At 63.1% G+C, this 26,974-nt stretch carries 18 protein-coding genes and 1 pseudogene; 15 read left to right on the plus strand and 4 right to left on the minus strand.

The window, feature by feature from the left end:
- Positions 1 to 96 precede the first annotated feature (96 nt).
- Positions 97 to 600: pseudogene (locus AC07WS_RS21005) on the minus strand (site-specific integrase); the annotation flags it as partial.
- 301 nt (positions 601 to 901) lie between these two features.
- Between AC07WS_RS21005 and AC07WS_RS21010 the strand changes: the two are divergent.
- Positions 902 to 3,154: an NACHT domain-containing protein gene (locus AC07WS_RS21010; RefSeq protein ID WP_494730962.1), complete on the plus strand. Its 2,253-nt coding sequence runs from the start codon at positions 902 to 904 to the stop codon at positions 3,152 to 3,154.
- A gap of 540 nt (positions 3,155 to 3,694) precedes the next feature.
- Here AC07WS_RS21010 and udk read toward each other — a convergent pair.
- Positions 3,695 to 4,336, minus strand: a complete 642-nt coding sequence (gene udk, locus AC07WS_RS21015; protein WP_117013271.1) for a uridine kinase — start codon at positions 4,334 to 4,336, stop codon at positions 3,695 to 3,697.
- A gap of 223 nt (positions 4,337 to 4,559) precedes the next feature.
- Between udk and AC07WS_RS21020 the strand changes: the two genes are divergently transcribed.
- The 3 genes from AC07WS_RS21020 to AC07WS_RS21030 are packed head-to-tail and all read left to right on the plus strand — an operon-like array spanning position 4,560 to position 6,748.
- On the plus strand, positions 4,560 to 4,994 hold the full coding sequence (locus tag AC07WS_RS21020; RefSeq protein WP_494730963.1) for a MarR family winged helix-turn-helix transcriptional regulator: 435 nt from the start codon (positions 4,560 to 4,562) through the stop codon (positions 4,992 to 4,994).
- An 11-nt stretch (positions 4,995 to 5,005) separates the two neighbouring features.
- The gene (locus AC07WS_RS21025) at positions 5,006 to 5,854 is read left to right on the plus strand and encodes a CPBP family intramembrane glutamic endopeptidase (protein WP_494730964.1); all 849 of its coding nucleotides are present in this window, start codon (positions 5,006 to 5,008) and stop codon (positions 5,852 to 5,854) included.
- A gap of 42 nt (positions 5,855 to 5,896) precedes the next feature.
- The gene (locus AC07WS_RS21030; protein ID WP_494730965.1) at positions 5,897 to 6,748 is read left to right on the plus strand and encodes a GNAT family N-acetyltransferase; all 852 of its coding nucleotides are present in this window, start codon (positions 5,897 to 5,899) and stop codon (positions 6,746 to 6,748) included.
- Between the two features lie 57 nt (positions 6,749 to 6,805).
- Here AC07WS_RS21030 and AC07WS_RS21035 read toward each other — a convergent pair whose 3' ends face one another.
- Positions 6,806 to 8,386, minus strand: coding sequence for an isocitrate lyase (locus tag AC07WS_RS21035; protein ID WP_494730966.1), 1,581 nt, complete (start codon positions 8,384 to 8,386; stop codon positions 6,806 to 6,808).
- A gap of 427 nt (positions 8,387 to 8,813) precedes the next feature.
- On the opposite strand from AC07WS_RS21035, the gene AC07WS_RS21040 reads away from it, so the two are divergent.
- The 4 genes from AC07WS_RS21040 to AC07WS_RS21055 all read left to right on the plus strand — a co-directional run bounded on the left by AC07WS_RS21040 (position 8,814) and on the right by AC07WS_RS21055 (position 14,209).
- A complete protein-coding gene (locus tag AC07WS_RS21040) occupies positions 8,814 to 9,344 on the plus strand; it encodes a lysozyme (protein ID WP_494730967.1) in 531 nt (176 codons plus the stop codon).
- A gap of 9 nt (positions 9,345 to 9,353) precedes the next feature.
- A complete protein-coding gene (locus AC07WS_RS21045) occupies positions 9,354 to 9,818 on the plus strand; it encodes a hypothetical protein (protein ID WP_494730968.1) in 465 nt (154 codons plus the stop codon).
- Between the two features lie 78 nt (positions 9,819 to 9,896).
- Entirely contained in the window at positions 9,897 to 12,020 is a 2,124-nt protein-coding gene (locus AC07WS_RS21050; RefSeq protein ID WP_494730969.1) for a phosphocholine-specific phospholipase C, read from the plus strand.
- A gap of 293 nt (positions 12,021 to 12,313) precedes the next feature.
- Entirely contained in the window at positions 12,314 to 14,209 is a 1,896-nt protein-coding gene (locus tag AC07WS_RS21055) for a methyl-accepting chemotaxis protein (RefSeq protein ID WP_494731194.1), read from the plus strand.
- 9 nt (positions 14,210 to 14,218) lie between these two features.
- Here AC07WS_RS21055 and AC07WS_RS21060 read toward each other — a convergent pair whose 3' ends face one another.
- Entirely contained in the window at positions 14,219 to 14,473 is a 255-nt protein-coding gene (locus AC07WS_RS21060) for a hypothetical protein (protein WP_494730970.1), read from the minus strand.
- A 114-nt stretch (positions 14,474 to 14,587) separates the two neighbouring features.
- Between AC07WS_RS21060 and AC07WS_RS21065 the strand changes: the two genes are divergently transcribed.
- The 7 genes from AC07WS_RS21065 (at position 14,588) to xylG (ending at position 26,969) form a co-directional block, all read left to right on the plus strand.
- Complete coding sequence (locus tag AC07WS_RS21065) at positions 14,588 to 15,757, plus strand: MFS transporter (RefSeq protein ID WP_494730971.1); 1,170 nt, start codon at positions 14,588 to 14,590, stop codon at positions 15,755 to 15,757.
- Positions 15,758 to 15,861: 104 nt separating this feature from the next.
- Positions 15,862 to 19,206 (plus strand): GDSL-type esterase/lipase family protein, encoded by a 3,345-nt coding sequence (locus AC07WS_RS21070; protein ID WP_494730972.1) that lies wholly within the window; start codon positions 15,862 to 15,864, stop codon positions 19,204 to 19,206.
- Positions 19,207 to 19,323: 117 nt separating this feature from the next.
- Positions 19,324 to 20,547: a XylR family transcriptional regulator gene (locus tag AC07WS_RS21075; protein ID WP_494730973.1), complete on the plus strand. Its 1,224-nt coding sequence runs from the start codon at positions 19,324 to 19,326 to the stop codon at positions 20,545 to 20,547.
- Between the two features lie 126 nt (positions 20,548 to 20,673).
- Complete coding sequence (gene xylB, locus AC07WS_RS21080) at positions 20,674 to 22,617, plus strand: D-xylose 1-dehydrogenase (protein ID WP_494730974.1); 1,944 nt, start codon at positions 20,674 to 20,676, stop codon at positions 22,615 to 22,617.
- On the plus strand, positions 22,614 to 24,386 hold the full coding sequence (locus AC07WS_RS21085; protein ID WP_494730975.1) for an IlvD/Edd family dehydratase: 1,773 nt from the start codon (positions 22,614 to 22,616) through the stop codon (positions 24,384 to 24,386). The genes xylB and AC07WS_RS21085 overlap by 4 nt, the downstream gene beginning before the upstream one ends.
- Before the next feature lie 39 nt (positions 24,387 to 24,425).
- Positions 24,426 to 25,430, plus strand: coding sequence for a D-xylose ABC transporter substrate-binding protein (xylF, locus tag AC07WS_RS21090; protein WP_494730976.1), 1,005 nt, complete (start codon positions 24,426 to 24,428; stop codon positions 25,428 to 25,430).
- 15 nt (positions 25,431 to 25,445) lie between these two features.
- Positions 25,446 to 26,969 carry a D-xylose ABC transporter ATP-binding protein gene (gene xylG, locus AC07WS_RS21095; RefSeq protein WP_494730977.1) on the plus strand — a complete coding sequence of 508 codons (1,524 nt, stop codon included), beginning with the start codon at positions 25,446 to 25,448 and terminating at the stop codon, positions 26,967 to 26,969.
- Positions 26,970 to 26,974: the final 5 nt, after the last annotated feature.

The raw sequence follows: 26,974 nt of genomic DNA on the forward strand, positions 1-26,974 counted from the left end.
CTGAGTCCTGTGCAATACAGAACTCAGCCCTTGGCTGCTTAGCAAACTATACCGTCCAACTATTTGGGGTCAGTTCAGCTGAGTCGGCTTTTGCTATTAGGTGAGGCTGACTTCTTGTAAGGCCGCTTCGATCTTGGCCATTTCCTTGTCATCGTGCTGGCCGTCGATCCACTTCGTGTAGACCTTGAAAAACATTTCCAGACTGTGGCCCAACTGGCGGGCCATGAAGGCCGGATTCACTCCGGCCATAAGGCCTATGGTGGCATAAGTGTGCCGCGTGTTGTAAGCGCGCCGATGCCGGATGCCGAGGCGCTTAAGGGTTGTTGTCCAGAACGCCGCGCTAGTGATGCGTTGATACAGCCATGGTTCGTTGTAGTAAGGGGCGTGGAATACTTTGCCGCCTTGGCTACGCGTGAAGCGAGTCTGTAGCAGCAGGGCAGATAGGGCCTCCCTGGGAAGCTTGACGATACGGCTCATGGACGTCTTCGTCGAATCCTGCTCCTCTTCGTAGACCACGGCCGAGTCAACCAATATCTCGCCCTTGTTCAGATCGACATTCGACCATTCAAGCGCTATCGCTTCTGAAGTGCGCAGCCCGGTGAAGAATCGGAACTGGACATTGCGCCACTGTTCGCAAAATAGACGTCTCCCTTCAAAACGTACGAGTTGTCACCCCTCAATCGGCAACCTGCGAGAACTAATGCTTAAAAAATGCGCACCATTCTAGGGTGTGAGAATTTGCGCATTTTTCATGTGGGCAAGATGATATTCTACGTAGCACCGTACAAGTATGGCTCCTATACGCTAACGAAAAATGGCCCACTTCCTCAGTGGGCGGCCATGAATGACGAACTTTTCTCCGTATCTGTACTAGTCCAGAATAAATCTAGAAAGAATAAAAATGAATACTTCTTGGAAGACACTTGAAGAATCAGTGCGAGCAATTGCAAGTATTAAATGGAATACTATTGCGGTTCCCGAGCATCTGGGTGGAGTTGATTTCGATGCTGTCTTGCGGCCGAATTCTGATGAGATTATTTTGATCGAGATTACAAAACGAGGTGACCTCGCAAAAGTTCGAGACGACATTATTAAGATAAATAGTTATCGCCTGCAGATGCTGACTCAAGGCGTGATCGTTCGGGGCTATATGATCGTTGAAGACGAGCCAACGTCGTCCATGATCGAAACCGGGACGCACAATAAAGTTAAAGTCATGTCGGCTCAAACTTTCCTCAACGAATTCTTTCAATACGACGGCTACATAGCCGCTCGAATGCGCGCTGCATTCGGAAGTGCTATTAACCCCATTACGGGCCTGCCCGATCAAGTGCAGTATGTGCCAGTGGCTTACACCCGCGATGATGATGGTGAAACATTGGGAATTAATGAAATAGCTGATTGTTTACGAAATGGCGAAAGAGTTATTCTCATTGGCGATTATGGAACTGGAAAGTCACGTGCTACTCAGAACATTTTTTCGAGCTTATCGGGGAGTGATAGGGTGCTTGGCAAGCAGGTATTTGCAATCAATTTGCGAGAGCACTGGGGCGCAACGACCGCAAGTGAGATTATTGCAGGACACTTAGAGGAACTGGGGTTCTCTGGGGCGATTGATAACGCCATGCAGATTATTCGTACCGGAGGCGCAATTCTCTTGTTAGACGGCGTTGATGAGGTTGGCGCGCAAACCTTTGGTGCAAATCGTGAAAGCCGAAAATCGGTTCGAAAAGCCGCGCTTGAAGGGGTGCGAAAACTGATTAAAGCCAATAAGGGGGGCGTGTTTCTTACTAGCCGTTCTCACTACTTCGACAGCGATGATGAAATGATCGACGCATTGGGACTGGGAGTCGGTGGGGAGCCAATAGTTCTGCGGTCACAGGAAGAGTTTTCGATTACCGAAGCCAATGCCTATCTGCAGCAAATCAATTTGCCAGCAATAGTACCAGAATGGCTTCCTCGAAAACCGCTTATATTTCAAGTGCTCTCGACCATCGCTCCAGCCGCTGCGCAGGGTTTGCTCCAGGCAGAGGACGGAGAATTTGCGTTTTGGGACAAGTTCTTGACAACAGTTTCCGAACGCGAAGCTAATATTCACGGTTCGCTCAAGGCTGAAGCAGTGCGACAAATCCTGATCAAATTAGCTTCGTTTACGCGCGAGGGTGATAGTTATCTAGGTCGCCTTTCGGTGCGAAACGTTCGGGAAGCATACGAACACGCAATTCAGGATACGCCGGATCAAGCTGGTGAACAAATGCTCATGCGCCTCTGTATGCTTGGTCGAGTTGCGCCTGAATCCCCTGAGCGGCAATTTGTTGACAGCTACATCGTTGACGGACTTCGTGCCGAAGATTTGACCCAAATTATTGATATTGGCGATAAAACCGTCACGGATAAAAAATGGCGGCAACCACTCTCCCGATTCGGCTGGGGACTTATTTTCAGCAGACTCGTAAATCAGGACAAAGAGGGAACCTATCGTCATTCGCTTGCGAATTTCCTGCGAGGTGAAAATGATCAGGCAAGTGCGGAAATTTTATCTACTTTGTTGGCTGTAGAAGGTAATGATCTACAAATCAACGCGGCGGCCTTCAAAGATGTTGATATTTATTCTCTTCAAGTCGGTCAACGTAGATTTTCAAGTTTGCAGATTGAAAATTCGTATATTCGAAATCTTGAGCTCATTGCGGAATCGGAGAATAAAAAGTCGGAAATACGGTTAAATGACTGCCAGATACTGGACGTATATGGAGTTACGAGTGACGAAGGGTTGCCTAAATGGATTGAAAACTGTGAAATCGAGCGGTATGAGTCGCTTTCGACTTCTAGTCGGATAATGAAAAGCGAACTGTCAGCGGTTCACCGCTTATTCCTTTCTGTAATCCATAAAATCTTCTTCCAATCAGGACAGGGACGAGAGGAGCGGGCGCTACTGAAAGGAGGGTATGGGCAGCATTACGATAATAAATTATTGCAAAAAATTCTTAACATCCTACTTCGAGAATCGTTGGTAGTGCGAAAAACAGGGCGCGATGGATATGTCTATGAACCGATACGTAAACATACCCATAGGATGGCACGCATTAAGGGACAACTTGCACTTTGCGGCGACGCACTCTGGGATGAGATAGGGGCGTTGCACAAGGAGTCCTAGAAAAAAACGTTGCCCGTCACGGGGGGGGGCTTTCATCAACTTCGGCCTCTCCGGCTTCAAACCTTATAGAGGGATAGGCGATGGCTGCAGTATTAGTTGCAAACTAGATACATTTTTATGCGAGATGTTAAAAATGTTTGACCGTACTGATCTGCCCGCAGGGCGTCTATTGAAGCTTTTAGTTTTGAGGGTATGGGTGAGGGTATCTAGGCTTTGACAATAGCATAAATTGAGGATTTATGCGGGCTGCGGGGGATTCGAAGGCATCGCCCCTACTGGGGCGAGCCTCTCCGAATCGTCCAATTGCCACCGCTGTGCGGTGGCGCGCCGGAGGCGCAGCGCGCAGCGCAAATTTCCTATCTGCACTATTCCACACTAAAAACAGCCCGAACGGCCTCTAAACCCGCAGGCGGAAGGGGGGGCAATACCAGAATCGGGGAAATCAAAACGAAGAAAAGGGCGACCTGGGGCACAACCCAAGATCGCCCTTGACCGGACAGACGCTTAAAGTGGCTGCCGGGCGGGTTCCAGACGAAAAAATCAGGGGCGCTTCAGCTGGTCGATAACGCTAGCCACCTTGGTGGTAATCATATCAACCGCCGGGCCATTGGCGCCGTGCGGGATGATGATATCGGCGTTGCGCTTAGTCGGCTCGATGAATTGCTTGTGCATCGGCCGTACAGTCTCCAGATACTGGCTGACGACGCTCTCCACCGAACGGCCGCGTTCAGTGATATCCCTTTGCATACGGCGGATGAAGCGGATATCGGAGGCAGTGTCGACATAGATCTTCAGCGACATCATGTCGCACAAGTCCGCGTCGTAAAGGGCAAACAAGCCTTCGATCACGATCACCGGGGCTGGCTTGACCGGAATGGTCCGGTCGGAGCGGTTGTGAAGCGTGAAGTCGTACTCCGGCATCTCGATCGCCTGGCCATTGCGCAAGGCCTGGATATGCTGCACAAGCAATGACCATTCGAAAGCCTGCGGATGGTCGTAATTCTGCTGGGGGCGGACTTCAGGGGGGAGATGGGTTTGGTCGCAGTAGTAATCGTCCTGCATTACCACCGAGACCATGTCAGCGCCAAACGCAGCCAACACTTTCTGGGACACAGTGGACTTGCCACTGCCGCTACCGCCTGCGACGCCAATAATAAACGGTTGGAAGGAAATCGTATTCATGCCGAATGATACCGGAACCGCGACCGAACTAACAGGGACCGACTGGTCCCCAATGAAGCTTTCCTGTGACGCAGACTGATGATTGCCTGTGAGCTGCTGTTTTTGGTTGGTGGTCGCCCATGAAAAATTATATAAATTATTTTCTAAGAAAATACATAAGCGATTATGGAATTAATGCTATTATCGCCACATGAAACAAGGACTCGGAACTCAATTGCGGCACTTGATCGAACTGCTCGATGGCGCGGTCCAGCAAGCCTATACGGACGCTGGTCTCGATTACCGGCCGCGCTACACGCCGGTGATGAAGGCACTGTCGCAGCAACAAAGTGCGACCGTCGGCGAGCTGGCAGAGCTGGCTGGCATCACGCAACCGGCGGCTACACAGACGGTGGCGCTGATGAAGAAGGAAGGCCTGGTGCTGGTGGCAGCCAGCGACGAGGACGGCAGGCAGCGCGTGGTGCGTCTCAGCGAGCAGGGGCAGGCCTTGTTGCCGCATCTGCAGGCGTGCTGGAAGGCGACCAAGCGCGCGGCCGACAGCCTGGATGCGGAGCTGGAGTTTCCGTTGTCCGAATGCCTGGCCCAGGCGATCGCGGTGCTTGAGCAGCGCTCCTTCGGCGACCGCATCCGCGCGGCGAACAAGAAAGTACGACCTTAATGAAAGCGATTATGGATACGACTCTGAACATGGTGGCGAATAAACCGACCCTGGCATCGCGCCTGATGGCGAACCCGGCGGTTCGCATTGTGCTGGGCCTGGTGCTGACCTTTGCCGCTGTGCCGCTGACGATGATCGTCGCCGCGCAGCTGGTTGCTAAGCCGTATCGCGTGGCGTGGCCGCAGTTGCTGGCGGCAGTGTTCGTGTGGTTGGGTTATCGCTTTTACGTGCGCCGCATCGAAAAGCGGCAGCCGGCCGAGTTGGCGATGCAGGCCATGGGGCGCGAAATGGGCATGGGCCTGATGATGGGCGTTGGCCTGGTGGTGTCGAGCTTTGCCGTGCTGGCGGTGCTTGGCGTTTATCGCTTCGGCGGCGTCAATCCGCTGAGCTTCAAGATGTTGTTGCCGCTGGCCGAGCTGGTGCTGGTCGGCATGGCGGAAGAGATGATGTTCCGTGGCGTGATCTTCGGCGTCATCGAACGTTCGCTGGGCAGCAAGCCTTCGATGGTGATTTCCGCGCTGCTGTTTGGCTTGAGCCACTTGCCGAACGAGGGCGTCTCGGTGCTGGCGATGGCTTCGCTTGCCGCGTATGGCGTGTTGCAGGCGGCTCTGTACATGAGGACGCGCCGTCTGTGGATTTGCATCGGCACGCACATCGCATGGAACTATTGCGTGAGCACGGTGTTCTCGTCGACCGTGTCGGGCCACGCGGCCAGCGATGGCCTGCTGCGCGGCGAGCTGGTAGGCAATGTGGTGTTGACCGGTGGTGTATTCGGCGTGGAAGGTTCGCTGGTTGTAGTATTGTTGATTGCGGCCGCCGCAGCGTTCTGGCTGCGCAGGGCTCTTGCCGGCAAGGCTTGAGCCGCCACTGGGCCGCAGGAACTTAACAAGCGGGAGCCGACCATGGATGCAACGTCGCTGGAAATACGTCAGATGAGCGAGGCTGAGCTCGATATTGTTTTGGACTGGGCTGCCGCCGAAGGCTGGAACCCCGGCCTGCATGATGCCGCGTGTTTTTACGCGGCGGACCCTGGTGGCTTTCTGATTGGGGTGTTGGATGGGGAACCGATAGCGAGCATCTTCGCGGTCAGGTATGGCGCGGGGTTCGGTTTCATCGGCGGCTATATCGTCAAGCCGGGTTGGCGTGGCCGTGGCCATGGTTGGGCGTTGTGGCAGGCCGCGATGGCGCGGCTGGCCGGGCGTAACGTCGGGCTCGACGGTGTGGTGGCGCAGCAGGCCAACTATGCCAAGTCGGGCTTCCGTCTCGCGCATCGCAATTTCCGGTATGAGGGGCGGGGGAGCGGGCGGCCCATGGATGCCTGTCCAACGATACCGCTGTCCACGTTGGGCGATGAGGAAATCCGCAGATACGATCGCAGCTTCTTCCCGGAGCGGCGCGACCGCTTTCTGCACGAGTGGGTGGGACATCGGCAGCATATCGCGCTTGGCGTGGTGGGCGCCCAGGGCTTGGCCGGCTACGCGGTGGCGCGGCCGTGCCGCACGGGTTACAAAGTCGGCCCGCTGTTCGCCGATACGCCCGCCGTGGCGGAGCAGTTGTTCGCCAGCGTGCTGGGCAAGCTGGCACCGGATGTGCCGGTGTTTCTTGACGTGCCGGAGCTGAACTCCGCGGCCGTTGCGCTGGCCGAGCGTCATCGGATGCAGCGGTGTTTTGAAACGGCGCGCATGTACACGCGCGAGCAGCCCGGGCTCAATATGGGCGGGCAGTACGGCATCACGAGTTTCGAACTCGGATAAGCACCAACGAAAAAAAGCTCGCCGAAGCGAGCTTTTCTGTGACGCCGGAACCTGTGCTTAGAACTGGTTCATGGTGTTGTCTTTGCCGGCGGCCTTCAGCGCCGCTTCGCCGCTGAAGTAATCCTTGTGATCGTCGCCGATGTCCGAGCCGGACATGTTCTGGTGCTTGACGCAAGCGATGCCTTGACGGATCTCCTTGCGCTGTACGCCAGCCACGTAGCCCAGCATGCCCTGGTCGCCGAAGTATTCCTTGGCCAGGTTGTCGGTCGACAGCGCGGCGGTGTGGTAGGTCGGCAGCGTGATCAGGTGGTGGAAGATGCCGGCTTCGCGGGCCGCGTCAGCCTGGAAGGTGCGGATCTTCTCGTCGGCGGCGAGCGCCAGTTCGGACTGGTCGTATTCCACGCTCATCAGCTGGGCGCGCTCGTAGGCCGATACGTCCTTGCCTTCCGCCTTCATCGCGTCGTACACCTGCTGGCGGAAGTTCAAGGTCCAGTTGAACGATGGGCTGTTGTTGTACACCAGCTTGGCGTTCGGGATGACCTTGCGGATTTCGCTGACCATGCCGCCGATCTGGGCGATATGCGGTTTTTCGGTTTCGATCCACAGCAGGTCGGCGCCGTTCTGCAGCGAGGTGATGCAGTCGAGCACGCAGCGCGCCTCGCCGGTGCCGGCGCGGAACTGGAACAGGTTGCTCGGCAGGCGCTTAGGACGCAGCAGCTTGCCGTCGCGCTTGATGATGACGTCGCCGTTGCCCAGCGCGTCGGCCGACACTTCCTCGCAGTCGAGGAAGGAGTTGTACTGGTCGCCCAGGTCGCCAGGCTTGGCGGTCACGGCGATCTGCTTGGTCAGGCCGGCGCCCAGCGAGTCGGTGCGGGCGACGATGATGCCGTCGTCCACGCCCAGTTCCAGGAAGGCGTAGCGGATCGCGCGGATCTTGGCCAGGAAGTCTTCGTGCGGCACGGTGACCTTGCCGTCCTGGTGGCCGCATTGCTTCTCGTCGGATACCTGGTTCTCGATCTGGATGCAGCAGGCGCCCGCTTCGATGAATTGCTTGGCCAGCAGGTAGGTCGCTTCGGCGTTGCCGAAACCGGCGTCGATGTCGGCGATGATGGGCACGACGTGGGTGACGTGGTTGTCGATCTGCGCCTGGATGGCTGCCTTGGCCGGGCCTTCGGCGGCGTCCAGCTGACGGAACAGGCCGCCCAGTTCGCGGGCGTCGGCCTGGCGCAGGAAGGTGTACAGCTCTTTGATCAGCGCCGAGACGGCGGTTTTTTCGTGCATCGACTGGTCAGGCAGCGGGCCGAACTCGGAGCGCAGCGCGGCGACCATCCAGCCCGACAGGTAGAGGTAGCGGCGGTCGGTGCTGTTGAAGTGCTTCTTGATCGAGATCATTTTCTGCTGGCCGATGAAACCGTGCCAGCAACCCAGCGACTGGGTGTACTTGGACGAGTCGGCGTCGTAGGCGGCCATGTCGGCGCGCATGATCTTGGCGGTGTACTTGGCGATGTCCAGACCGGTCTTGAATTTGTTCTGGGCGCGCATGCGGGCGGCGGACTCAGGATTGATGGCGTTCCAGGCGCTGCCTTGTTGCTCTTTCAAACCAGCAACCGCCTTGATGTCGTCTTGATATTGGGACATGTGTATCTCCTAAAGAATAAAGCAAGTTTGAGAAAATCTTGAGTGCGCCGCTACGTCGTGTCGAAGCAAACTGCATGACTAAATAGTAGGCCATTCTGGTGCACTGCATCAAGGTCTTATATAAGACATATAACTAAAATTTACTTCTTTAATTTCAACGACTTAACTTATTGATTTCATTATGCAAAATGATTTTTCAAAAAGTGAGCGAAAAGTGGCGATCAAATTGCGCGCAGATTTTCACGATATGAAACGATTTTTCAGCTTCTGAGCTGGCGGGGTGAGGTGACGGGGAAAAACGTTACCCGAAGACAGCACAGGCAACTTTGCGCGCGCTCAGAGTCCGGCGCTGCGGGCGGACTAGAGTGAACGAAGGTTGACCCAGCTGCGGCCGACCGCACTCCCGTCACCCACCCGCGAGGAAGCCATGCCGGACGATGCCCTGAAAGCGCCCACCACAGACAACTCCATGCTGCGCCTGAGCGCCGCAGCCAAGGCCCGCATACGCAGGTATGAGAATCCCCGGTACTACTATTACGACGACGGCGGCAAACCCGGCCGGGGCAATTGCACCTGGGGCGTGGGAACGCTGGCGCACAAGGGGCCGTGCAGCGTGGCCGAATTGAAGACCAAGGTGGAGACGACGCAGGTTGAGGCGGTGTTCGCTTCCCGCATCGCCGAGGCCGAACGCGCCGTGCGGCGCGAGGTCAGCAGCCGGGCGCTGAGCCAGAACCAGTTCGACGCGCTGGTCAGCTTTGTCTACAACGTCGGCGCGACCGGCGCCGGCAATGTCCTCTCGCTGGTCGACGACGGCGATTTCCGGGGCGCGGCGGCGGCCATTTCCCGGACCATCTACATGACCGTCCGGACCCGGCGCGGGGCGAAGAAGGTCATCGCCCACGGCCTCATCCCCCGGCGCGCGGAGGAGAGCGCGCCGTTCCGGGTGCCGGCGAACTAAGGGGGCGATATGCCTGGCCTCAGCCGGATGCCGATCCGCCGCCGCCTCGCCGGCCTGTGCCTGCTGGCGCCGCTGCTGGGCGCGCCGCCCGCCGCCCGGCCCGCCGGGTCGGACAACGCCGACATCTACGGCCGCTGGAGCCTCACCCGCATGCTCGATTCGGCCGACATCGCCGCGATGCCGGAGCGCGAGGCGAGGGCGCTGGTCGGCACGCAGGTCGTCATCGCGCAGGACCGCTTCGTGATCGACAGCCGGACCTGCAAGCACCCCAGCTACGAACGCAGCGTCGACGACCTGCCCAGGTCGTTCCGCGAGCAGGGCCATGTGAGCTCGGCGAACCTGGGCCTGCCCGATCCGGTCACGGCCATCGACGCCCGCTGCACGCATATCTACCTCAAGGCGCCGGGCCGCATCGTGGTCCAGTGGGACGGCTACTACTACGACGCGGAGAAACTGAAGCCCATCGAAAAGTGAATCTTTATCAGGGACGTGCAACGACGCCGTCATATTTCCCGGCTATGATCTCTGGTCCGCGAACCAGGGAGCCATCCGATGACCGTCAGCCGCCGCAAATTCCTCCGCTACGCCGCCGGCGCCGGCGCCACCTCGATGTTCCCCGACCTGATACGGCAGGCGCTGGCGGTCCCCGCCAACAACGCCACCGGCACGCTGGCCGACGTCGAGCACGTGGTCATCTTCATGCAGGAGAACCGCTCCTTCGACCATTACTTCGGCACGCTGTCCGGCGTGCGCGGCTTCGGCGATCCGCGCGCCATCGACCTGCCCGGCGGCCGGCCGGTCTGGTACCAGCCCGACAACGCCGGCGGCTACGTGCTGCCGTTCCACTTCGACGCCAAGAACACCAGCGCGCTGTCGGTCGGCACCAACCACACGTGGAAGGGATCGCAGAGCACCTGGCAGGGCTGGGACGCGTGGGTCAAGCAAAAGACGCCGCAGACGATGGGCTACTTCGACCGCGGCGACCTGCCGTTCTACTACGCGCTGGCGGACGCCTTCACCATCTGCGACGCCTACCACTGCTCGGTGTTCGGCGCCACCGATCCCAACCGCATGTACTCGCTCACCGGCAGCAACCAGGGCTGGCTGGGCGACATGGGCAGCCTGTACAACATCAGCGCGGCCGGCTACTACAACGGCGATCCGGCGCTGGACAACATCGCGCCCAACGTCACCGCCAGCGCGCCCACCTGGCGCACCTACGCCGAAGTGCTGGAGGCGAACCAGGTCAGCTGGAAGGTCTACCAGGAGTGGGACAACTATGGCGACAACTACCTGGCCTACTTCCGCAACTACCGCGTCAACCCCGACGGCAGCCGGCTTGACGTCGACGCGCCGCTGTACCGCAAGGCCCGCACGCTGGCGCCCGGTTCCACCGCCGCCAACTCCACCGGCACCACCGGCGACTGGCTGGTCAACGCCTTCGCCGACGACGTGCGCAACAAGCGCTTGCCGCAGGTCTCGTGGATCTGTTCGCCCAACGACTACACCGAGCACGCGCCCAATTCGCCCAACGCCGGCGAGAACATCACGGCGCGCTTGCTGGCGGCGCTGGTGGCCAATCCTGAGGTCTGGTCCAAGACCGTGTTCCTGTTGATGTACGACGAAAACGACGGCTTCTTCGATCACGTGCCGTCCGACCTGGCGCCGCTCAACCCCGGCATGGGCCGCACCACGCTGGCCGACATCGGCGCCTACGAGAGCTACCAGGGCGTGCCGGTGGGCCTGGGCCCGCGCGTGCCGATGCTGGTGATCTCGCCGTGGAGCAAAGGCGGGCGCGTCTGCTCGCAGCTGTTCGACCACACGTCCAAGCTGCGCTTCCTGGAGGAGTGGCTGGTGGCCGGGCTCGGCAAGGACCGCGCCAGCGTCCAGTGCGAGCTGATCTCGCCGTGGCGCCGCGCCGTGTGCGGCGACCTCACCTCGGCCTTCGACTTCGGCGCGCCCAACAGCAACTGGCCGGCCAGCGTGCCGAAGACGGCGGCCTATCAGCGCGTGTCCGGCAAGCCGTATCCGATGCCGCCGGCGGTGCAGAGCCTGCCGCAGCAGGAGGTCAACCCGGCCGGCCCGCGCGTGGCGTGCGCGCTGCCGTACGAGCTGGCGACGCAGGGGCGCGTGGCCAGCGCCCGCCAGTTCGAACTGAGCTTCGCCAACAGCGGCAAGGCCGGCGCGGCTTTCATCGTGTATTCCAGCCTGCGCGCGGACGGCCCCTGGTACTACACGGTCGAGGCCGGTAAGCGGATCGAGCATGAGGTGTGGAACTGGAGCGGCGGCAATTACGAACTCAGCGTGCGCGGCGCCAATGGCTATCTGCGCCAGTTCAAGGGGGCGTTCATCGGCGCCGGCGGCGCGCGGCCGGAAGTGCACACCAGCTACGACCGCAGCCAGGGCGGCATCGCGCTGGTGCTGTCGAACCAGGAAGGCTTGCATGCCTGCAGTTTCACCATCACCGACAATGCCTACGGCGCGCGGCCGGCCACCTACCGCGTGGCGGCGGGCGCTACCTTGTCGGTTCTGCGCAACCTGTCGGGCAGCTTCGGCTGGTACGACTTCAGTGTTACCAGCGACGCCGATTCACAATGGCTGCGCCGCGCAGCGGGCCATGTGGAGACAGGGCGCGCCAGTCGCACGGACCCGATGATAGGCGTCCAGCGCGGTTAGCACGTCATGGCGCGCGGCACCGCCGCGCGCCCGATGGCATGTGAATTTTAGCCACGCGGTCGACATCGAAATGATTGACCTGAGGAATGTGCTGGCGGACAATCTCCGGCAGCAGCAAGCAACTCGTACATAAAAAAGTCAGACGTGGCAAGGCGTCAAACTTGATCTGACGTCAGCTTTTACTTTTTGATCAGAAAGTCGAGATGAGCGCGCACATTCCAACCACTCCTCCTGCACGCCGGCGCGCGCCCGAACCATCTCTCAAGACATAACGTTCCTACCAGGGAGACATGATGTTTGCAAATATGAAGGTGGCGACCCGTCTGGGTCTGGGTTTTGGCGCTGTGCTGGTTTTGCTGTTGGTCCTGGCGGTGGTGAGCACGATGCGGATGGCGGCCGTCAACGACGGCTTCCGGCGCATCATGGAAGACCGCTATCCCAAGGTGGTGATGGCGAAAGATAACATCCGCTATACGATAGACAGCGGCCGCCAGCTGCGCAGCATGCTGCTCGCCACGAATGACGAAGAACGCGAAAAATACCGCCGGCTGGTCGAGATCAACCGGGGCAAGATTGCCGAGGCGATGGACAAGATCGAAAAGCTCATCAGCAGCGAAAAGGGGCGCCAGTTGTTCAAGGACGTCACCACCAAGAGCGAGGCGATGACCGGCAAGTATGACCAGCTGTATGCGCTGTCCAAGAGCGACCCGAAGAAAGCGGTCGAGTTCATCAAGGCCGATTTCGCCGAGGCCAATAACGTCTATGCGAATTCGCTGGAGACGTTTTCCAAGCTGCAGGGCGACCTGATGGATTCGGAAGCCCAGGCGGCCAACGCGACCTATCTGGAAACGCGCAGGGTGGTGATCCTGCTGTCGATCGCCGCGGTGCTGATCGGCAGCGTGATCGCGTGGCTGATCACGCGCGACCTGGTCAAGCGCCTCGGTGGCGAGCCGGTCTATGCGGCCGACCTGATGGAACGCGTCTCCAAGGGCGACCTGAGCTGCGAAGTGCGCCTCAAGCCCGACGACCGCAGCAGCATGCTGTACGCCGTCAGCGAAATGATCGCCAAGCTGCGGCGGGTGGTCGAGGGCCAGCGCGCGCTGGTGTCCGCCGCCAACCGCGGCAATTTCGATGTGCGCGTGGACCTGGCCGGCATGGCCGGCTTCCAGCAGGAGATGGGCGAGAGCCTGAACCAGTTGGCCATCACCACCGGCGCCAGCATCGCCGACGTGGTGCGGGTGATGGGCGCGATGTCCGAGGGCGACCTGACCAAGACCATCGACAAGCCTTACGAGGGCGCGTTTGGCGAGCTGAAGGAATACACCAACAACACGGTGGCCAAGCTGGCGCAGGTGGTCAGCGAAGTCAACAACAGTGCCGAGGGCCTGGCCGCCGCCTCCGAGGAGGTCAGCGCGACCTCGCAGTCGCTGGCGCAGGCGGCCAGCGAGCAGGCCTCCAGCGTGGAGGAGACCTCGGCCTCGGTCGAGCAGATGACCGCCTCGGTGGCGCAGAACACCGACAACGCCAAGGTCACCGACGCCATGGCCAGCCGCGCCGCCAACGAGGCCAGCGAGGGCGGCGACGCGGTGCGCTCGACGGTCGCGGCCATGAAGCAGATCGCCGCCAAGGTCCTGATCATCGACGACATCGCCTACCAGACCAATCTGCTGGCCTTGAACGCGGCCATCGAGGCCGCCCGCGCGGGCGAGCATGGCAAGGGCTTCGCGGTGGTGGCGGCGGAGGTGCGCAAGCTCGCCGAACGCAGCCAGGTGGCGGCGCAGGAGATCGGCCAGGTGGCCAGCGGCAGCGTGGAACTGGCCGAGCGGGCCGGGCAGATGCTGGGCGCGATGGTGCCCAACATTAAGAAGACTTCCGACCTGGTGCAGGAGATCACGGCCGCGTCGGAGGAGCAATCGTCGGGACTGGCGCAGATCAATTCGGCGATCAGCCAGCTGAGCCAGACCACGCAGCAGAACGCCTCCGGCTCGGAGGAACTGGCGGCCACGGCCGAGCAGATGAGCAGCCAGGCGGAGGAGCTGCAACAGACCATGGGCTTCTTCATCCTGAGCGGTTCCAGCCCGCGTCCGGCGCGCCACCGGGACGCGGCCAACACCGGCCGCATGCGGCCGGCGGCCCTGCGCGCCATCAACGCCGAGGCGCCGGACGAATCGCAGTTTGTGCGTTACTGAGCGATGCCGTCAGCTCCTTCCCGCCGGCCCCGACTTGATCGAGGCCACGATATCCTGCGCCGCCGCTTCCGCCGCGGCGCAGGCGCTTTCGGCGTCGGCGAACTGCTGGACCACCGCCACCCGGTGTTTGCGCCGGACATTCAATCGATGCATGGGCGTACCGGACGGCGCGAACACCGCGACATAGGCACCCCACTGCTTGCAGCCCTCCAAGCGTTCCGCTGAAAACTCGATTTCAAAGTTGTCGATGTACTTGGTTGGCACGGTTACCTCCGCGTTGGCTGGCGATACCCTTCCAATGTACGCGCTCCGGGCTGGTAATGTCGCGCAGTTTCTGCAATCCGTTACAATCGGGGCAATATCGACATCTCGCCAATAATGACCCAATCCACCAATGTGCGGCGCCGTTCCCTGATCGCCGCGTGCAGCGCCCACGCCATCCACGATGGCCTGACCGATGTGATCTACGTGCTGCTGCCGGTGTGGCAGGCGCAATTTGCGATCAGCCTGGCGATGGTGGGCCTGCTGCGCGGCGCCTACTCGGGCATGATGGCGGGTTTCCAATTGCTGGCGAGCCGCTTGGCGAAGCGCTGGGGCCGCGAGCGCATGCTGATCGGCGGCACCGCGCTGGCCGGCGTCGCCTACCTGATCGCGGGCATGGCCGGCGGCCTGGCGGTGCTGCTGGTGTCGCTGCTGCTCGGCGGACTGGGCGCGAGCACCCAGCATCCGCTGGCCTCGTCCATCATCACCGACACGCACGAGGCGGGCGGCGGCGTGAAGGAGGCGCTGGCGCAATACAACTTCGCCGGCGACATCGGCAAGACGCTGGTGCCCGGCGCCGTCGGCCTGCTGCTGGTGGTGGTGAGCTGGCAGGCCAGCGTGGCGCTGATCGGCTGCCTGGGCCTGGCGGCTGCGGCGCTGCTGTGGTGGCTGCTGCCGACCGCGGCGGAAGCGGCCCGGCATCAGGCGCAGTCGCCCAGGGCCGTGGCCGGCAAGGGCTCGGCCGGCGGCCTGCGCGCGCTGATCCTGACCGGCACGCTCGACAGCGCGGTGCGCATGGGCTTCCTGACTTTCCTGCCCTTTCTGTTGCAGAGCAAGGGCGCCGGCACGGCCGGCATCGGCCTGGCCTTGTCGCTGCTGTTCGTGGGCGGCGCCTTCGGCAAGCTCTCCTGCGGCTACCTGGGCGCGCGCATCGGCATGATGAAGACGGTGTGGATCACCGAGTCCGCCACGGCGATGTTGATCCTGCTGTCGGTGTGGCTGCCGCTGACGGCCATGATGGCCATGCTGCCGCTGCTGGGTCTGGCGTTGAACGGCACCTCGTCGGTGCTGTACGGCACGGTGCCGGAGCTGGCGGCGGCGGGCAAGCGCGAGCAGGCGTTTGCGCATTTCTATACCGGCACCATCGGCGGCGGCGCGCTGGCGCCGGTGCTGTTCGGCCGGCTTGGCGACGTGGCCGGCGTCCCCGACGCGCTGATGGCGCTGGCGGCCTTGCTGCTGCTGACGCTGCCCTTGTCGTACCGCGTGCAAAAGTCGCTGGGCGGCTGACACGCTGTGAATATCATTGGCGCGGTTGGTGAATTTCGTAATTGCTAGCCACCCGGCTTGCTTGCAGAATGTGCCGATAAAACCTATCGGCGAGACATCCCCCCATGACTTTTACCCACTGGCGCCTGGCGTTTTGCCTGGCTGCGCTCTCCGCCTCCGCCTGCGCGGCGCCGGCCCACGACCTGAAGGTGTATGCCGGCCGCCCGCAGCCCTCATGGCAGCTGACCCTCACCGGCCTGGATGTGCGCGTGCCGATGGACGGCGCCAGCGCGGTGATTCCGCCGTCGGCCGCGATACCGGCGAGCCACGTCAGCGCCAGCCAGGACGGCAAGGCGCTGACGTTGCGCTTCAAGGATTCCTGGTATGCCGGCCTGAGCGTGGAAGGCGGCAAGCCGCTCGATCTGCGGCCCTATCTGGCGCACGGCGTGCTGGCGCTGGATATCAACGTCAAGGACATGGCGGAAGGCGGCATCGGCATCGCGCTCGGCTGCGGCAAGAACTGCGAGCGCAACGTGCCATACATGGCGCCGGCGCGCGCCTTCGCCGGCAAGGGCTGGCAGCACGTGGTGTTTGCGATGAGCTGTTTCGTGCGCGATGGCGACGACTTCGGCGCCGTCACGCAGCCCTTCGTGCTCAATGCCAACGGCAGCGGCGAAGTGTCGGTGGCCAACATCAAGTATCAGGCCAGCGGCACGCCCAACGCCAGCTGCCCGGATTCCCGGACTGTTTCGGTCACGCCGGACAAGCTGAACGAACCCTGGTCGATCAAGTGGTGGACGCCGCGTCACGAGCAGAAGCTGGCCGAGGCGCAGGCGCTGGGCAAGTCGGCCGAGGTGGTGTTCATCGGCGATTCCATCACCGAGGGCTGGGAAAAGAGCGGTGCGCCGGTCTGGGAGCGCTACTACAAGCCGATGCACGGCCTGGCGCTGGGCTTCGGCGGCGACCGCACCGAGAACGTGCTGTGGCGCTTGCTGCACGGCGAAGTGGACGGCCTGGCGCCCAAGGTGGCGGTGCTGATGTTCGGGACCAATAACGCCGGCCATCGGCAGGAGGATCCCAGGACCACGGCCGCCGGCATCCGGCGCAATATCGACGAGCTGCGCCAGCGCCTGCCCAACACCAAGATACTGCTGCTGGCGATCTTCCCGCGCGGCGAGAAGCCGGACGACTACCTGCGCCAGTTGAACGAAAAGGTCAACGCCATCGTCGCCGGCTTTGCCGACAACCGGAGCATCTACTTCCTCGACATCAACCAGTCCTTCCTGGCGGCGGACGGCACGCTGTCGCGCGACATCATGCCCGACCTGCTGCACCCGAACGAGCAGGGCTACGAGATCTGGGCCAAGGCCATGGCGCCGAAGCTGAAAGAACTGATGGCCGGCGGCGACGCCTACGCGTGGGACAACGTCGCCATCGGCGGCAGCGGTTTCGTCTCCGGCATCGTCACCAGCAAGACCGAGCCGGGCCTGGTCTACATCCGCACCGACGTCGGCGGCGCCTATCGCTGGGACGGCGCGGCGCGGCGCTGGATGCCGTTGCTCGACTCGGTGTCCGACCAGGACACCGGCCTGCTCGGCGTGGAGTCGATCGCCATCGATCCGGGCGCGCCGTCCAAGGTGTACCTGTCGGCCGGCATCGCCTATCTGAACGGCGGCGCCAGCGCCATCCTCAAATCCAACGACTACGGCAAGACCTTCACCAGGGTGGACGTGAGCGGCCAGTTCAAGGTCCACGGCAACGGCATGGGTCGCGGCAACGGCGAGAAGTTGCAGGTGGACCCGGCCAACGGCAAGATACTTTACATCGGCACGCGCGCCGACGGCATGTTCCGGAGCGCGGACGAAGGCGTGAGCTGGCAACACGTCGATGGCCTGCCGGTGGCGGCCACGCCCAACCGGAACGGCGTGAGCTTCGTGGTGCTGGACCCGGCCAGCGCGGCCGGCGGCGCCACGCAGCGCATCTTTGCCGGCGTGTCGCGCTACGGCTCGGTGGGCGACAATATGTATCTCTCCAACGACGGCGGCAAGACCTTCGCGCCGATGCGCGGCGGCCCGTCCGCGCTGATGCCGCAGCGCGCGGTGCTGGCCAACGGCAGCCTGGTGGTGACCTACGCTAACGGCGCGGGACCGCACGGCGACGCGGCGCATGACGAGCCCATGGACCAGGGCCAGGTGTGGAAGTACGACATCGCCGCTTCCAGGTGGAGCAATATCTCGCCGCCGCTGAACCGCGCCTATGCCGGCATCACGGTCGATCCGGGCCGGCAGGATCGCATGCTCGTCTCCACCATCAACTACTACCGCCAGCCCGGCGCGATGGGCGACCAGTTCTTTGAAACGCTGGACGGCGGCAAGAGCTGGAAGAGCGTGGTCGACCAGGGCGTGCGCATCGATCCCAACGGCGTGAGCTGGATCGCGGGCAGCTTCATGCACTGGGCCGCCAGCATCGAGTTCGATCCCTTCGACACCCGCACCGTGATGGTCGTGTCGGGCAACGGCATCTTCAAGACCAGCGACATCCACGCCGCGCCGGCGCTGTGGAAGTTCGAGGACAAGGGGCTGGAGGAGTCGGTGCCGCTGAACATGGTCAGCATCCCCGGCGGCCCGGCCGTTTCCGCCATCGGCGACTACGACGGCTTCCGCCACACCGACACCAGCCAGTACGCGCCCATCCACACGCCGACCATGGGCACCACCTGGGGCCTGGACTACGCGGCCGCCAATCCCAGCGTGGTGGCGCGCGTGGGCAGCGCCATGTACCTGTCGCGCGACATGGGCGTGAGCTGGAACAAGACCGCCAGCCTGCAGGGCAAGCAGGGCCAGCTGGCGCTGAGCGCGGACGGCAAGGTGATCGTGCACAGCCCGGAAAAATCCGCCACCAGCTATGTGTCGGACGACAGCGGCGGCAGCTGGCGCGTGGCCCGGGGCCTGAACGGCGCGCGGCCGGTGGCCGATCCGGTCAACGCCCGCAAGTTCTACGCCCTGAACGGCGCCACGATGCTGGTCAGCACCGACGCCGGCGCCAGCTTCGCGCCGGCCGGCCGCCTGGCCGGCGCCAAGGGCTCGCCGCTGGTGCGGGCGGCGCCCGGCCGCGAAGGCGACGTCTGGGTCGCGCTGTACGACGGCGGCCTGGCCCGTTCCACCGATTCCGGCGCCAGCTTCGTCAATCTGGCCAATGTCGGCTACGCGGCGGCGGTCGGCTTCGGCAAGGCGGCACCGGGCGCGAACTACCCGGCGGTGTACATATGGGGCTCGGTGGGCGGCGTGCGCGGCCTGTTCCGCTCCATCGACAGCGGCGCCAGCTGGCTGCGGATTAATGACGATAATCATCAATACGGCGGCCCGGGCGATGCCCAATTCGTTATCGGCGACGCCAACACCTATGGCGTGGTGTACATGAGCACGGCGGGCCGGGGCATCGCGACTGGCAAGCCGATTGTCGCCAAATAGGGACGGGTTCGCCTTTTTCATCGGTGTATGATCGGAAACATGCCACAATACCCGGCACATCCCGCAGAGGATGTGTCGAGACGTGCTGTACCGAGATTGAGGTCGTTGAAAATGTCGATGAAGTCCCACCGTATTGCGTTGCTGTTCAACGCGAATAAAATCTTTGACCGCGAGGTCATTTCCGGCATCGCCGCCCACCTGAGCAGCACCCGCGCCTCCTGGGATCTGTTCCTGGAAGAAGACTTCCGCCTGCGCCTGTCCGGCATCGAGCACTGGCAGGGCGACGGCATCATCGCCGACTTCGACGATCCCGCCGTGGCCGCCGCGCTCAGCCGCAGCCGCATCCCGGTGGTGGCGGTGGGCGGCTCCTACGCCGACGACAGCAGCTACCCGGATTCCGTGCCCTACGTCGCCACCGACAATTTCAAGCTGATCAAGCTGGCCCACGACCACCTGATCGAGGCCGGCCTGCGCAACTTCGCGATGTTCAGCCTGCCGGAGGCGCAGGAAAACCGCTGGGCGCAGGAGCGCGAGACCGCCTTCCGCACGCTGATGCGCAAGGACAAGATGGAGCCGCACGTCTACCGCGGCCTGGGCACCAGCGCGCCGTCGTGGGACGAGGCGGTGGAGCAGCAGATCAAGTGGCTGCACAGCCTGCCCAAGCCGGTCGGCATCATCGCCGTCACCGACGCCCGCGCGCGCCAGCTGCTGCAAGCCTGCATCATGGCCGGCATCGAGGTGCCGGAGCAGGTGGCGCTGATCGGCATCGACAACGATCCGCTGGCGCGCATGCTCACCCGCATTCCGCTCAGTTCCGTGATGCAGGGCGCGCAGGAGATGGGGCGCACCGCCGCCCACCTGCTGGACCAGATGCTGCACGGCGTGCGCCTGGGCGGCACGCGCATCCTGGTGCCGCCGGTCGGCATCAACATGCTGACCTCGACCCGCCACGAGGCGCCCAAGCACCCGCACGTGATGCGGGCGCGCCACTTCATCCGCCAGTACGCCTGCCAGGGCATCAAAACGCACCAGGTGGCCGAGTATGTCGGCATCTCGCGCTCGTCGCTGGAATCGTACTTCCGCCAGGAGCTCGATTGCAGCGTGCACGACGTGATCCTGCGCTTCAAGCTGGACGCCGCCACCGAGATCCTGGCGCGCGGGGAGCGCAGCATCGCCGACGTGGCGCTCAGCTGCGGCTTCACGTCGGTGCAGTACATGCACGCGGTGTTCAAGCGGGAGCTGGGCTGCACGCCGCGCGCCTACCAGGACCGCGCGCTGCAGGAGCGCGAGAGCGAGCCGGCCGGCGACGGCGCCGTGGCCGATCTGCGCAGCGTCGCCTGAGCGGACGCACGGCGTAAAACATGACCGTGATTGGTGAGTTTCATAATTGCCGACATGGGTGAATAGGGTCAAAATCCTCCACGCAGTTTGCTTGCCAGCCTGGAGAGAGAGACCTTGGAAAATAATATGAATACGATGCTGCCCGACGATATCGAACGGGCGGTTCTGGTGGGCCGTGTATGGCGCGATGGCGTCATCAACGGGCCTTGCGTGGTCGCCGTGCGCAACGGCGAGGTGTTCGACATCACCGGCCACGCGCCCACCATGTCCGATCTGCTGGAACGCGACGACGCCCTCGACGTGGCGCGCTCCGCGCCCGGCGAACCGCTGGGCAGCGTGCAGCAACTGATGGCGCATGCGCTGGATGCCAAGGCCAGCGTGGGCACACCGCGCCTGCTGGCGCCATGCGATCTGCAAGCGATCAAGGCGTGCGGCGTGACCTTCGCGGTCAGCCTGCTGGAGCGCGTGATCGAGGAACAGGCCGGCGGCGACGCCTCCCGCGCCAGCGCCCTGCGCGCCGAAATCCAGTCCATCATCGGCTCCGACCTGTCGGCCATCCGTCCCGGTTCGCCGGAAGCGGCGCGGTTGAAGGCGGACCTGATCGAACGCGGCCTGTGGTCGCCCTACATGGAGGTGGGCATCGGCCCGGACGCCGAGGTGTTCTCCAAGTCGCAGCCCATGTCGGCGGTGGGGCAGGGCGCGGACGTGGGCCTGCATCCCGATTCGAAATGGAACAACCCGGAGCCGGAGATCGTCCTGGCGGTCAACAGCCAGGCGCGCGTGCTGGGCGCCACCCTGGGCAACGACGTCAACCTGCGCGACATCGAAGGGCGCAGCGCCCTCCTGCTGGGCAAGGCCAAGGACAACAACGGCTCCTGCGCCATCGGCCCGTTCATCCGCCTGTTCGACCAACACTTCACCATCGACACCATCCGCAACGCGGAAGTGAGCATGCTGATCGAAGGGCTGGACGACGACTTCCACCTGGCCGGCGCCAGCCGCATGCGCGAGATCAGCCGCGATCCGCTGGACCTGGTGAGTCAGGTGTGCGGGCGCCACCACCAATACCCGGACGGCTTCATGCTCTTCCTCGGCACGATGTTCTCGCCGATCAAAGACCGCGACACGGCCGGCGGCGGTTTCACGCACCACCTGGGCGACCGTGTCAGCATCTCGACGCCGTCGCTGGGCAAGCTGGTGAACCACGTGCAGCGCAGCGACGCCATCGCGCCATGGACCTTCGGCGTGCGCGCCTTGATGGGCCGCGTACGCGGCGCGCCGGCCGTGCGCGCAGTGCCGCCGGTGCAGGCAAAGATGCAGCAGGCGAGCTATCCCAGCCTGGCCGGCAAGCGCGTGGTGGTCACGGGCGGCGGCAGCGGCATAGGCGCGGGCATGGTGGAGGCGTTCGCGCAGCAGGGCGCGCTGGTGCACTTCCTCGACGTGGCCGAGAAGGATTCGCTGGCGCTGCAAAGCCGCCTTGGCTCCTTGGCGACGCCGCCGGTGTTCGTGCGCTGCGACCTGACCGATCTCGATGCGGTGGTGGCGGCCTTCAATGCCATCGGCGCGGTCGATGTGCTGATCAACAACGCGGCCAACGACGACCGCCACAAGCTGGCCGACGTCAGCCCCGAATACTGGGACGAGCGCATGGCCGTCAACCTGCGCCACCAGTACTTCTGCGCCAAGGCCGTCGCGGAAGGCATGCAGCAGCGCGGCGGTGGCGTGATCCTGAACTTCGGTTCGATCTCGTGGCACCTGGCGCTGCCGGAACTGACCTTGTACATGACGGCGAAAGCGGCCATCGAAGGCATGACGCGCGGCCTGGCGCGCGACCTTGGCCCGCACAATGTGCGCGTCAATTGCATCATCCCCGGCGCGGTGCGCACGCCGCGCCAGGAGGCGTTGTGGCACACGCCGGAAGAGGAAGCGCGCATCCTGGCCGGCCAGTGCCTGCCGCAGCGCGTGCAGGTGGACGACGTGGCCGCGCTGGCGCTGTTCCTGGCCTCCGACAACGCCGGCCGCTGCACCGGCCGCGATTACTTCGTCGACGCAGGCTGGTACGGCGCATGAGCACTCAACGCCGCTACCGCTCGCAGGACTGGTTCGATAATCCCGACCATATCGACATGACGGCGCTCTACCTGGAGCGCTTCATGAACTACGGGATCACGCCGGAGGAGCTGCGCTCCGGGCGTCCCGTCATCGGTATCGCGCAGAGCGGCAGCGACATCAGCCCGTGCAACCGCATCCACCTGGAGCTGGCCAAGCGCGTGCGCGACGGCATCCGCGACGCGGGCGGCATCGCGATGGAATTCCCGCTGCATCCGATCTTTGAAAACTGCCGCCGCCCGACCGCCGCCATCGACCGCAACCTGGCCTATCTCGGGCTGGTGGAAATCCTGCACGGTTATCCGATCGACGCGGTGGTGCTGACCACCGGCTGCGACAAGACCACGCCCGCGCAGCTGATGGCCGCGTCGACGGTGGATATTCCCGCCATCGTGCTGTCCGGCGGGCCGATGCTGGACGGCTGGTTCGAAGGCGAGCTGGCGGGTTCCGGCGCCGCGATCTGGAAGGGCCGGCGCCAGCTGGCCGCCGGCGAGATCGACAACGACAAATTCCTGCAGATCGCCGCCGCCTCGGCGCCGTCGGCGGGACACTGCAACACCATGGGCACCGCCTCCACCATGAACGCGATGGCCGAGGCGCTGGGCATGTCGCTGACCGGCTGCTCGGCGATTCCCGCGCCGTACCGCGAACGCGGGCAGATGGCGTATGAGACCGGGCGGCGCATCGTCGAGATGGCGCGGCTGGACATCAGGCCTTCCAGCATATTGAGCCGCGAAGCCTTCCTTGACGCGATCATCGTCAACGCGGCCATCGGCGGCTCCACCAACGCGCAGCAGCACATCATGGCGATGGCGCGCCACGCCGGCGTCGAGCTGCATTCTGGCGACTGGATGGAATACGGCCACGCCGTGCCGCTGCTGCTGAACATGCAGCCGGCCGGTAAATTCCTCGGCGAGCGCTTCCACCGCGCCGGCGGCGTGCCGGCCGTCATGTGGGAGCTGGAGCAGCAGGGCATGCTGCGCTCCGACCGTCCCACCGTCACCGGCCGCTCCATGCGCGACAACCTGGCCGGCCGCGAGACGCACGACCGCGAGGTGATCTATCCGTTCGAGCAGCCGCTGAAGAAGGACGCCGGTTTCTTCGTCCTGAAGGGCAACCTGTTCGATTTCGCCATCATGAAAACCAGCGTGATCTCGGACGCCTTCCGCGCCCGCTATCTGAGCACGCCGGGCAGCGAGAACATCTTCGAATGCCGCGCCATCGTGTTCGACGGCTCCGGCGACTACCACGCCCGCATCAACGATCCGGCGCTGAACATCGACGAGGACTGCATGCTGGTGATACGCGGCGCCGGCCCGGTGGGCTGGCCCGGTTCGGCCGAGGTGGTGAACATGCAGCCGCCCGACGCGCTGGTCAAGCGCGGCATCAACGCGCTGCCGACGCTGGGCGACGGCCGCCAGTCCGGCACCTCGGACAGCCCGTCGATACTGAACGCGTCGCCGGAGAGCGCGGTCGGCGGCGGCCTTGCGTGGCTGCGCACGGGCGACCGTATCCGCGTGGACCTGAACGCGGGCCGCTGCGATGTGCAGGTCGGCGAGGCGGAGTGGGAGGAGCGCAAGAAGGGCGGCGTCCCGCCCATCCCCGCCAGCCAGACGCCGTGGCAGGAAATCTACCGCAGCACCGTTGGGCAGATGGAAAACGGCGCTTGCATGGAACTGGCTGTACCATATCGCGGAGTGGCCGAAAACCAGGCGCGCCACAATCACTAGTTGGACAAAGATCCACCTAACGAACAGGAGACCGCAAGAATGAAGAAAATACTGAGCGCTGCGGCAGTCGCCGTCATGCTGGTGTGCGCCGGCGGGAACGCCATGGCGGACGCCAAGAATCCCAAGATCGGTTTTTCCATCGACGACCTGCGGCTGGAGCGCTGGGCGCGCGACCGCGATTACTTCGTCGCTGCCGCCGAGCAGCAGGGCGCCAAGGTCTTCGTGCAGTCGGCGGACGCCAGCGAGCAGCGCCAGATCGCGCAGATCGAGAACCTGATTTCGCGCGGTGTCGATGTGCTGGTGATCGTGCCCTACAACGCCACGGTGCTCAACAACGCGGTGCGCGAGGCCAAGAAGGCCAAGATCAAGGTGGTGTCCTACGACCGCCTGATCCTCAACGCCGATATCGACGCCTACATCTCCTTCGATAACAAGTTGGTCGGCGAGATGCAGGCGCAGGGTGTGGTGGCGGTCAAGCCGAAGGGGAATTTCTATCTGCTGGGCGGCGCGCCGACCGACAACAACGCCAAGATGCTGCGCGAGGGCCAGTTGAAGGTGCTGCAGCCGCTGATCGACAAGGGCGACATCAAGGTGGTGGGCAAGCAGTGGGTCAAGGACTGGAGTCCTTCCGAGGCCATGTCCATCGTCGAGAATGCGCTGACGGCCAACGGCAACAAGCTCGATGCGGTGGTCGCGTCGAACGACGCCACCGCCGGCGGCGCGATCCAGGCGCTGGCTTCGCAAAAGCTCGATGGCAAGGTGGCCGTGTCCGGGCAGGACGCGGACCTGGCGGCGGTGCGGCGGGTGATCGCCGGGTCGCAGACCATGACGGTCTACAAGCCGTTGAAGCTGATCGCTTCCGAGGCGGCCAAGTTGTCGATTCAGCTGGTGCGTAACGAGAAGCCGGCTTACAACGCGGAGTATCAGAACGGCTTCAAGCAGGTCAGCACGCTGCTGCTGAAACCGACCATGCTGACCAAGGCGAATATCGATCTGGTGGTGACGGACGGGTTCTACACCAAAGCGCAGCTCGCGGCCAAGTAAGCGGCGAGATACCGCATGTCCGCCTATCTGCTGGAAATGAAGGGCATCGTCAAGAAGTTCGGCGGCGTTCCTGCGCTCGACGGCATCGACCTGCAAGTCCGCCCCGGCGAGTGCATCGGCTTGTGCGGCGAGAACGGCGCAGGCAAATCCACGCTGATGAAAGTGCTGTCCGCCGTCTACCCGCACGGCACCTGGGACGGCGAGATCCTGATGGACGGCCAGCCGCTGCGCGCGCAATCGATACGCGAGAGCGAGGCGGCGGGCATCGTCATCATCCACCAGGAGCTGATGCTGGTGCCCGAACTGTCGGTGACGGAAAATCTATTCCTCGGCAACGAGATCACGCTGCCCGGCGGCCGCATGGATTATCCGGCCATGAACCGGCGCGCCGAGACGCTGCTCAAGGAACTCAAACTCAACGACGTCAATGTGGTGCTGCCGGTGATGAACTACGGCGGCGGCCATCAGCAGCTGATCGAAATCGCCAAGGCGCTCAACAAGAACGCGCGCCTGCTGATCCTGGACGAACCGTCGTCGTCGCTGACGGCGTCGGAAATCGAGGTGCTGCTCGATATCATCCGCGGCCTGAAAGCCAAGGGCGTAGCCTGCGTCTACATCTCGCACAAGCTCGATGAGGTGGAGGCGATCTGCGACACCATCGTCGTCATCCGCGACGGCAAGCATATCGCCACCACGCCGATGCAGCAGATGGATGTGCGGCAGATCATTTCCCAGATGGTGGGGCGCGAGATGAACCAGCTGTATCCCAAGCTGGAACGCACGCAGGGCGAGGTGATATTCGAAGCCCGCAACGTGATCTGCTACGACACCGAAAAGCCCGACCGCAGGAAGGTGGACAACGTCTCCTTCACGCTGCGCCGTGGCGAGATCCTTGGCATCGCGGGGCTGGTGGGCGCGGGCCGCACGGAGCTGGTGTCGGCGCTGTTCGGCGCCTACACCGGCCGCAGCGAGGCCGAGGTATGGCTCAACGGGGAGAAGATCGATACCCGCACGCCGCTCAAGGCCATCCGCGCCGGACTGGCGCTGGTGCCGGAGGACCGCAAGCAGCACGGCATCGTCCGCGACCTGGACGTGGGCCAGAACATCACGCTGGCGGTGCTGGGCCGCTACGCGCGCTTCACCCGCATCGACCGCGAGGCCGAGCTGAAAACCGTCGGCGAGGAGATCGCGCGCCTGGGCCTGAAGACGGCCAGTCCCTTCCTGCCGATTACCTCGCTCTCTGGCGGCAACCAGCAGAAGGCGGTGCTGTCCAAGATGCTGCTGACGCGGCCCAAGGTGCTGATCCTCGACGAACCCACACGCGGCGTGGACGTCGGCGCCAAGTACGAGATCTACAAGCTGATGCTGGAACTGGCCAGCCAGGGCGTGTCCATCATCATGGTGTCGTCCGAGCTGGCCGAGGTGCTGGGCGTGTCCGACCGCGTGCTGGTGATGGGTGAAGGCCAGCTGCGCGGAGACTTCGTCAACCGGGACCTGACCCAGGAAATGCTGCTGTCCGCGGCGCTCGACCACTCGTGAAGCGT

Source organism: Duganella sp. GW821-FHT01E12 (genome assembly GCF_059422325.1).

Excerpts from the sequence above, each read along its gene's own strand:
- AC07WS_RS21010 (WP_494730962.1), top strand. The coding sequence starts at position 902 with ATGAATACTTCTTGGAAGACACTTGAAGAATCAGTGCGAGCAATTGCA.
- udk (WP_117013271.1), bottom strand. The coding sequence starts at position 4,336 with ATGAATACGATTTCCTTCCAACCGTTTATTATTGGCGTCGCAGGCGGT.
- AC07WS_RS21025 (WP_494730964.1), top strand. The coding sequence starts at position 5,006 with ATGGATACGACTCTGAACATGGTGGCGAATAAACCGACCCTGGCATCG.
- AC07WS_RS21030 (WP_494730965.1), top strand. The coding sequence starts at position 5,897 with ATGGATGCAACGTCGCTGGAAATACGTCAGATGAGCGAGGCTGAGCTC.
- AC07WS_RS21035 (WP_494730966.1), bottom strand. The coding sequence starts at position 8,386 with ATGTCCCAATATCAAGACGACATCAAGGCGGTTGCTGGTTTGAAAGAG.
- AC07WS_RS21040 (WP_494730967.1), top strand. The coding sequence starts at position 8,814 with ATGCCGGACGATGCCCTGAAAGCGCCCACCACAGACAACTCCATGCTG.
- AC07WS_RS21045 (WP_494730968.1), top strand. The coding sequence starts at position 9,354 with ATGCCTGGCCTCAGCCGGATGCCGATCCGCCGCCGCCTCGCCGGCCTG.
- AC07WS_RS21050 (WP_494730969.1), top strand. The coding sequence starts at position 9,897 with ATGACCGTCAGCCGCCGCAAATTCCTCCGCTACGCCGCCGGCGCCGGC.
- AC07WS_RS21055 (WP_494731194.1), top strand. The coding sequence starts at position 12,314 with ATGTTTGCAAATATGAAGGTGGCGACCCGTCTGGGTCTGGGTTTTGGC.
- AC07WS_RS21065 (WP_494730971.1), top strand. The coding sequence starts at position 14,588 with ATGACCCAATCCACCAATGTGCGGCGCCGTTCCCTGATCGCCGCGTGC.
- AC07WS_RS21070 (WP_494730972.1), top strand. The coding sequence starts at position 15,862 with ATGACTTTTACCCACTGGCGCCTGGCGTTTTGCCTGGCTGCGCTCTCC.
- AC07WS_RS21075 (WP_494730973.1), top strand. The coding sequence starts at position 19,324 with ATGAAGTCCCACCGTATTGCGTTGCTGTTCAACGCGAATAAAATCTTT.
- xylB (WP_494730974.1), top strand. The coding sequence starts at position 20,674 with ATGAATACGATGCTGCCCGACGATATCGAACGGGCGGTTCTGGTGGGC.
- AC07WS_RS21085 (WP_494730975.1), top strand. The coding sequence starts at position 22,614 with ATGAGCACTCAACGCCGCTACCGCTCGCAGGACTGGTTCGATAATCCC.
- xylF (WP_494730976.1), top strand. The coding sequence starts at position 24,426 with ATGAAGAAAATACTGAGCGCTGCGGCAGTCGCCGTCATGCTGGTGTGC.
- xylG (WP_494730977.1), top strand. The coding sequence starts at position 25,446 with ATGTCCGCCTATCTGCTGGAAATGAAGGGCATCGTCAAGAAGTTCGGC.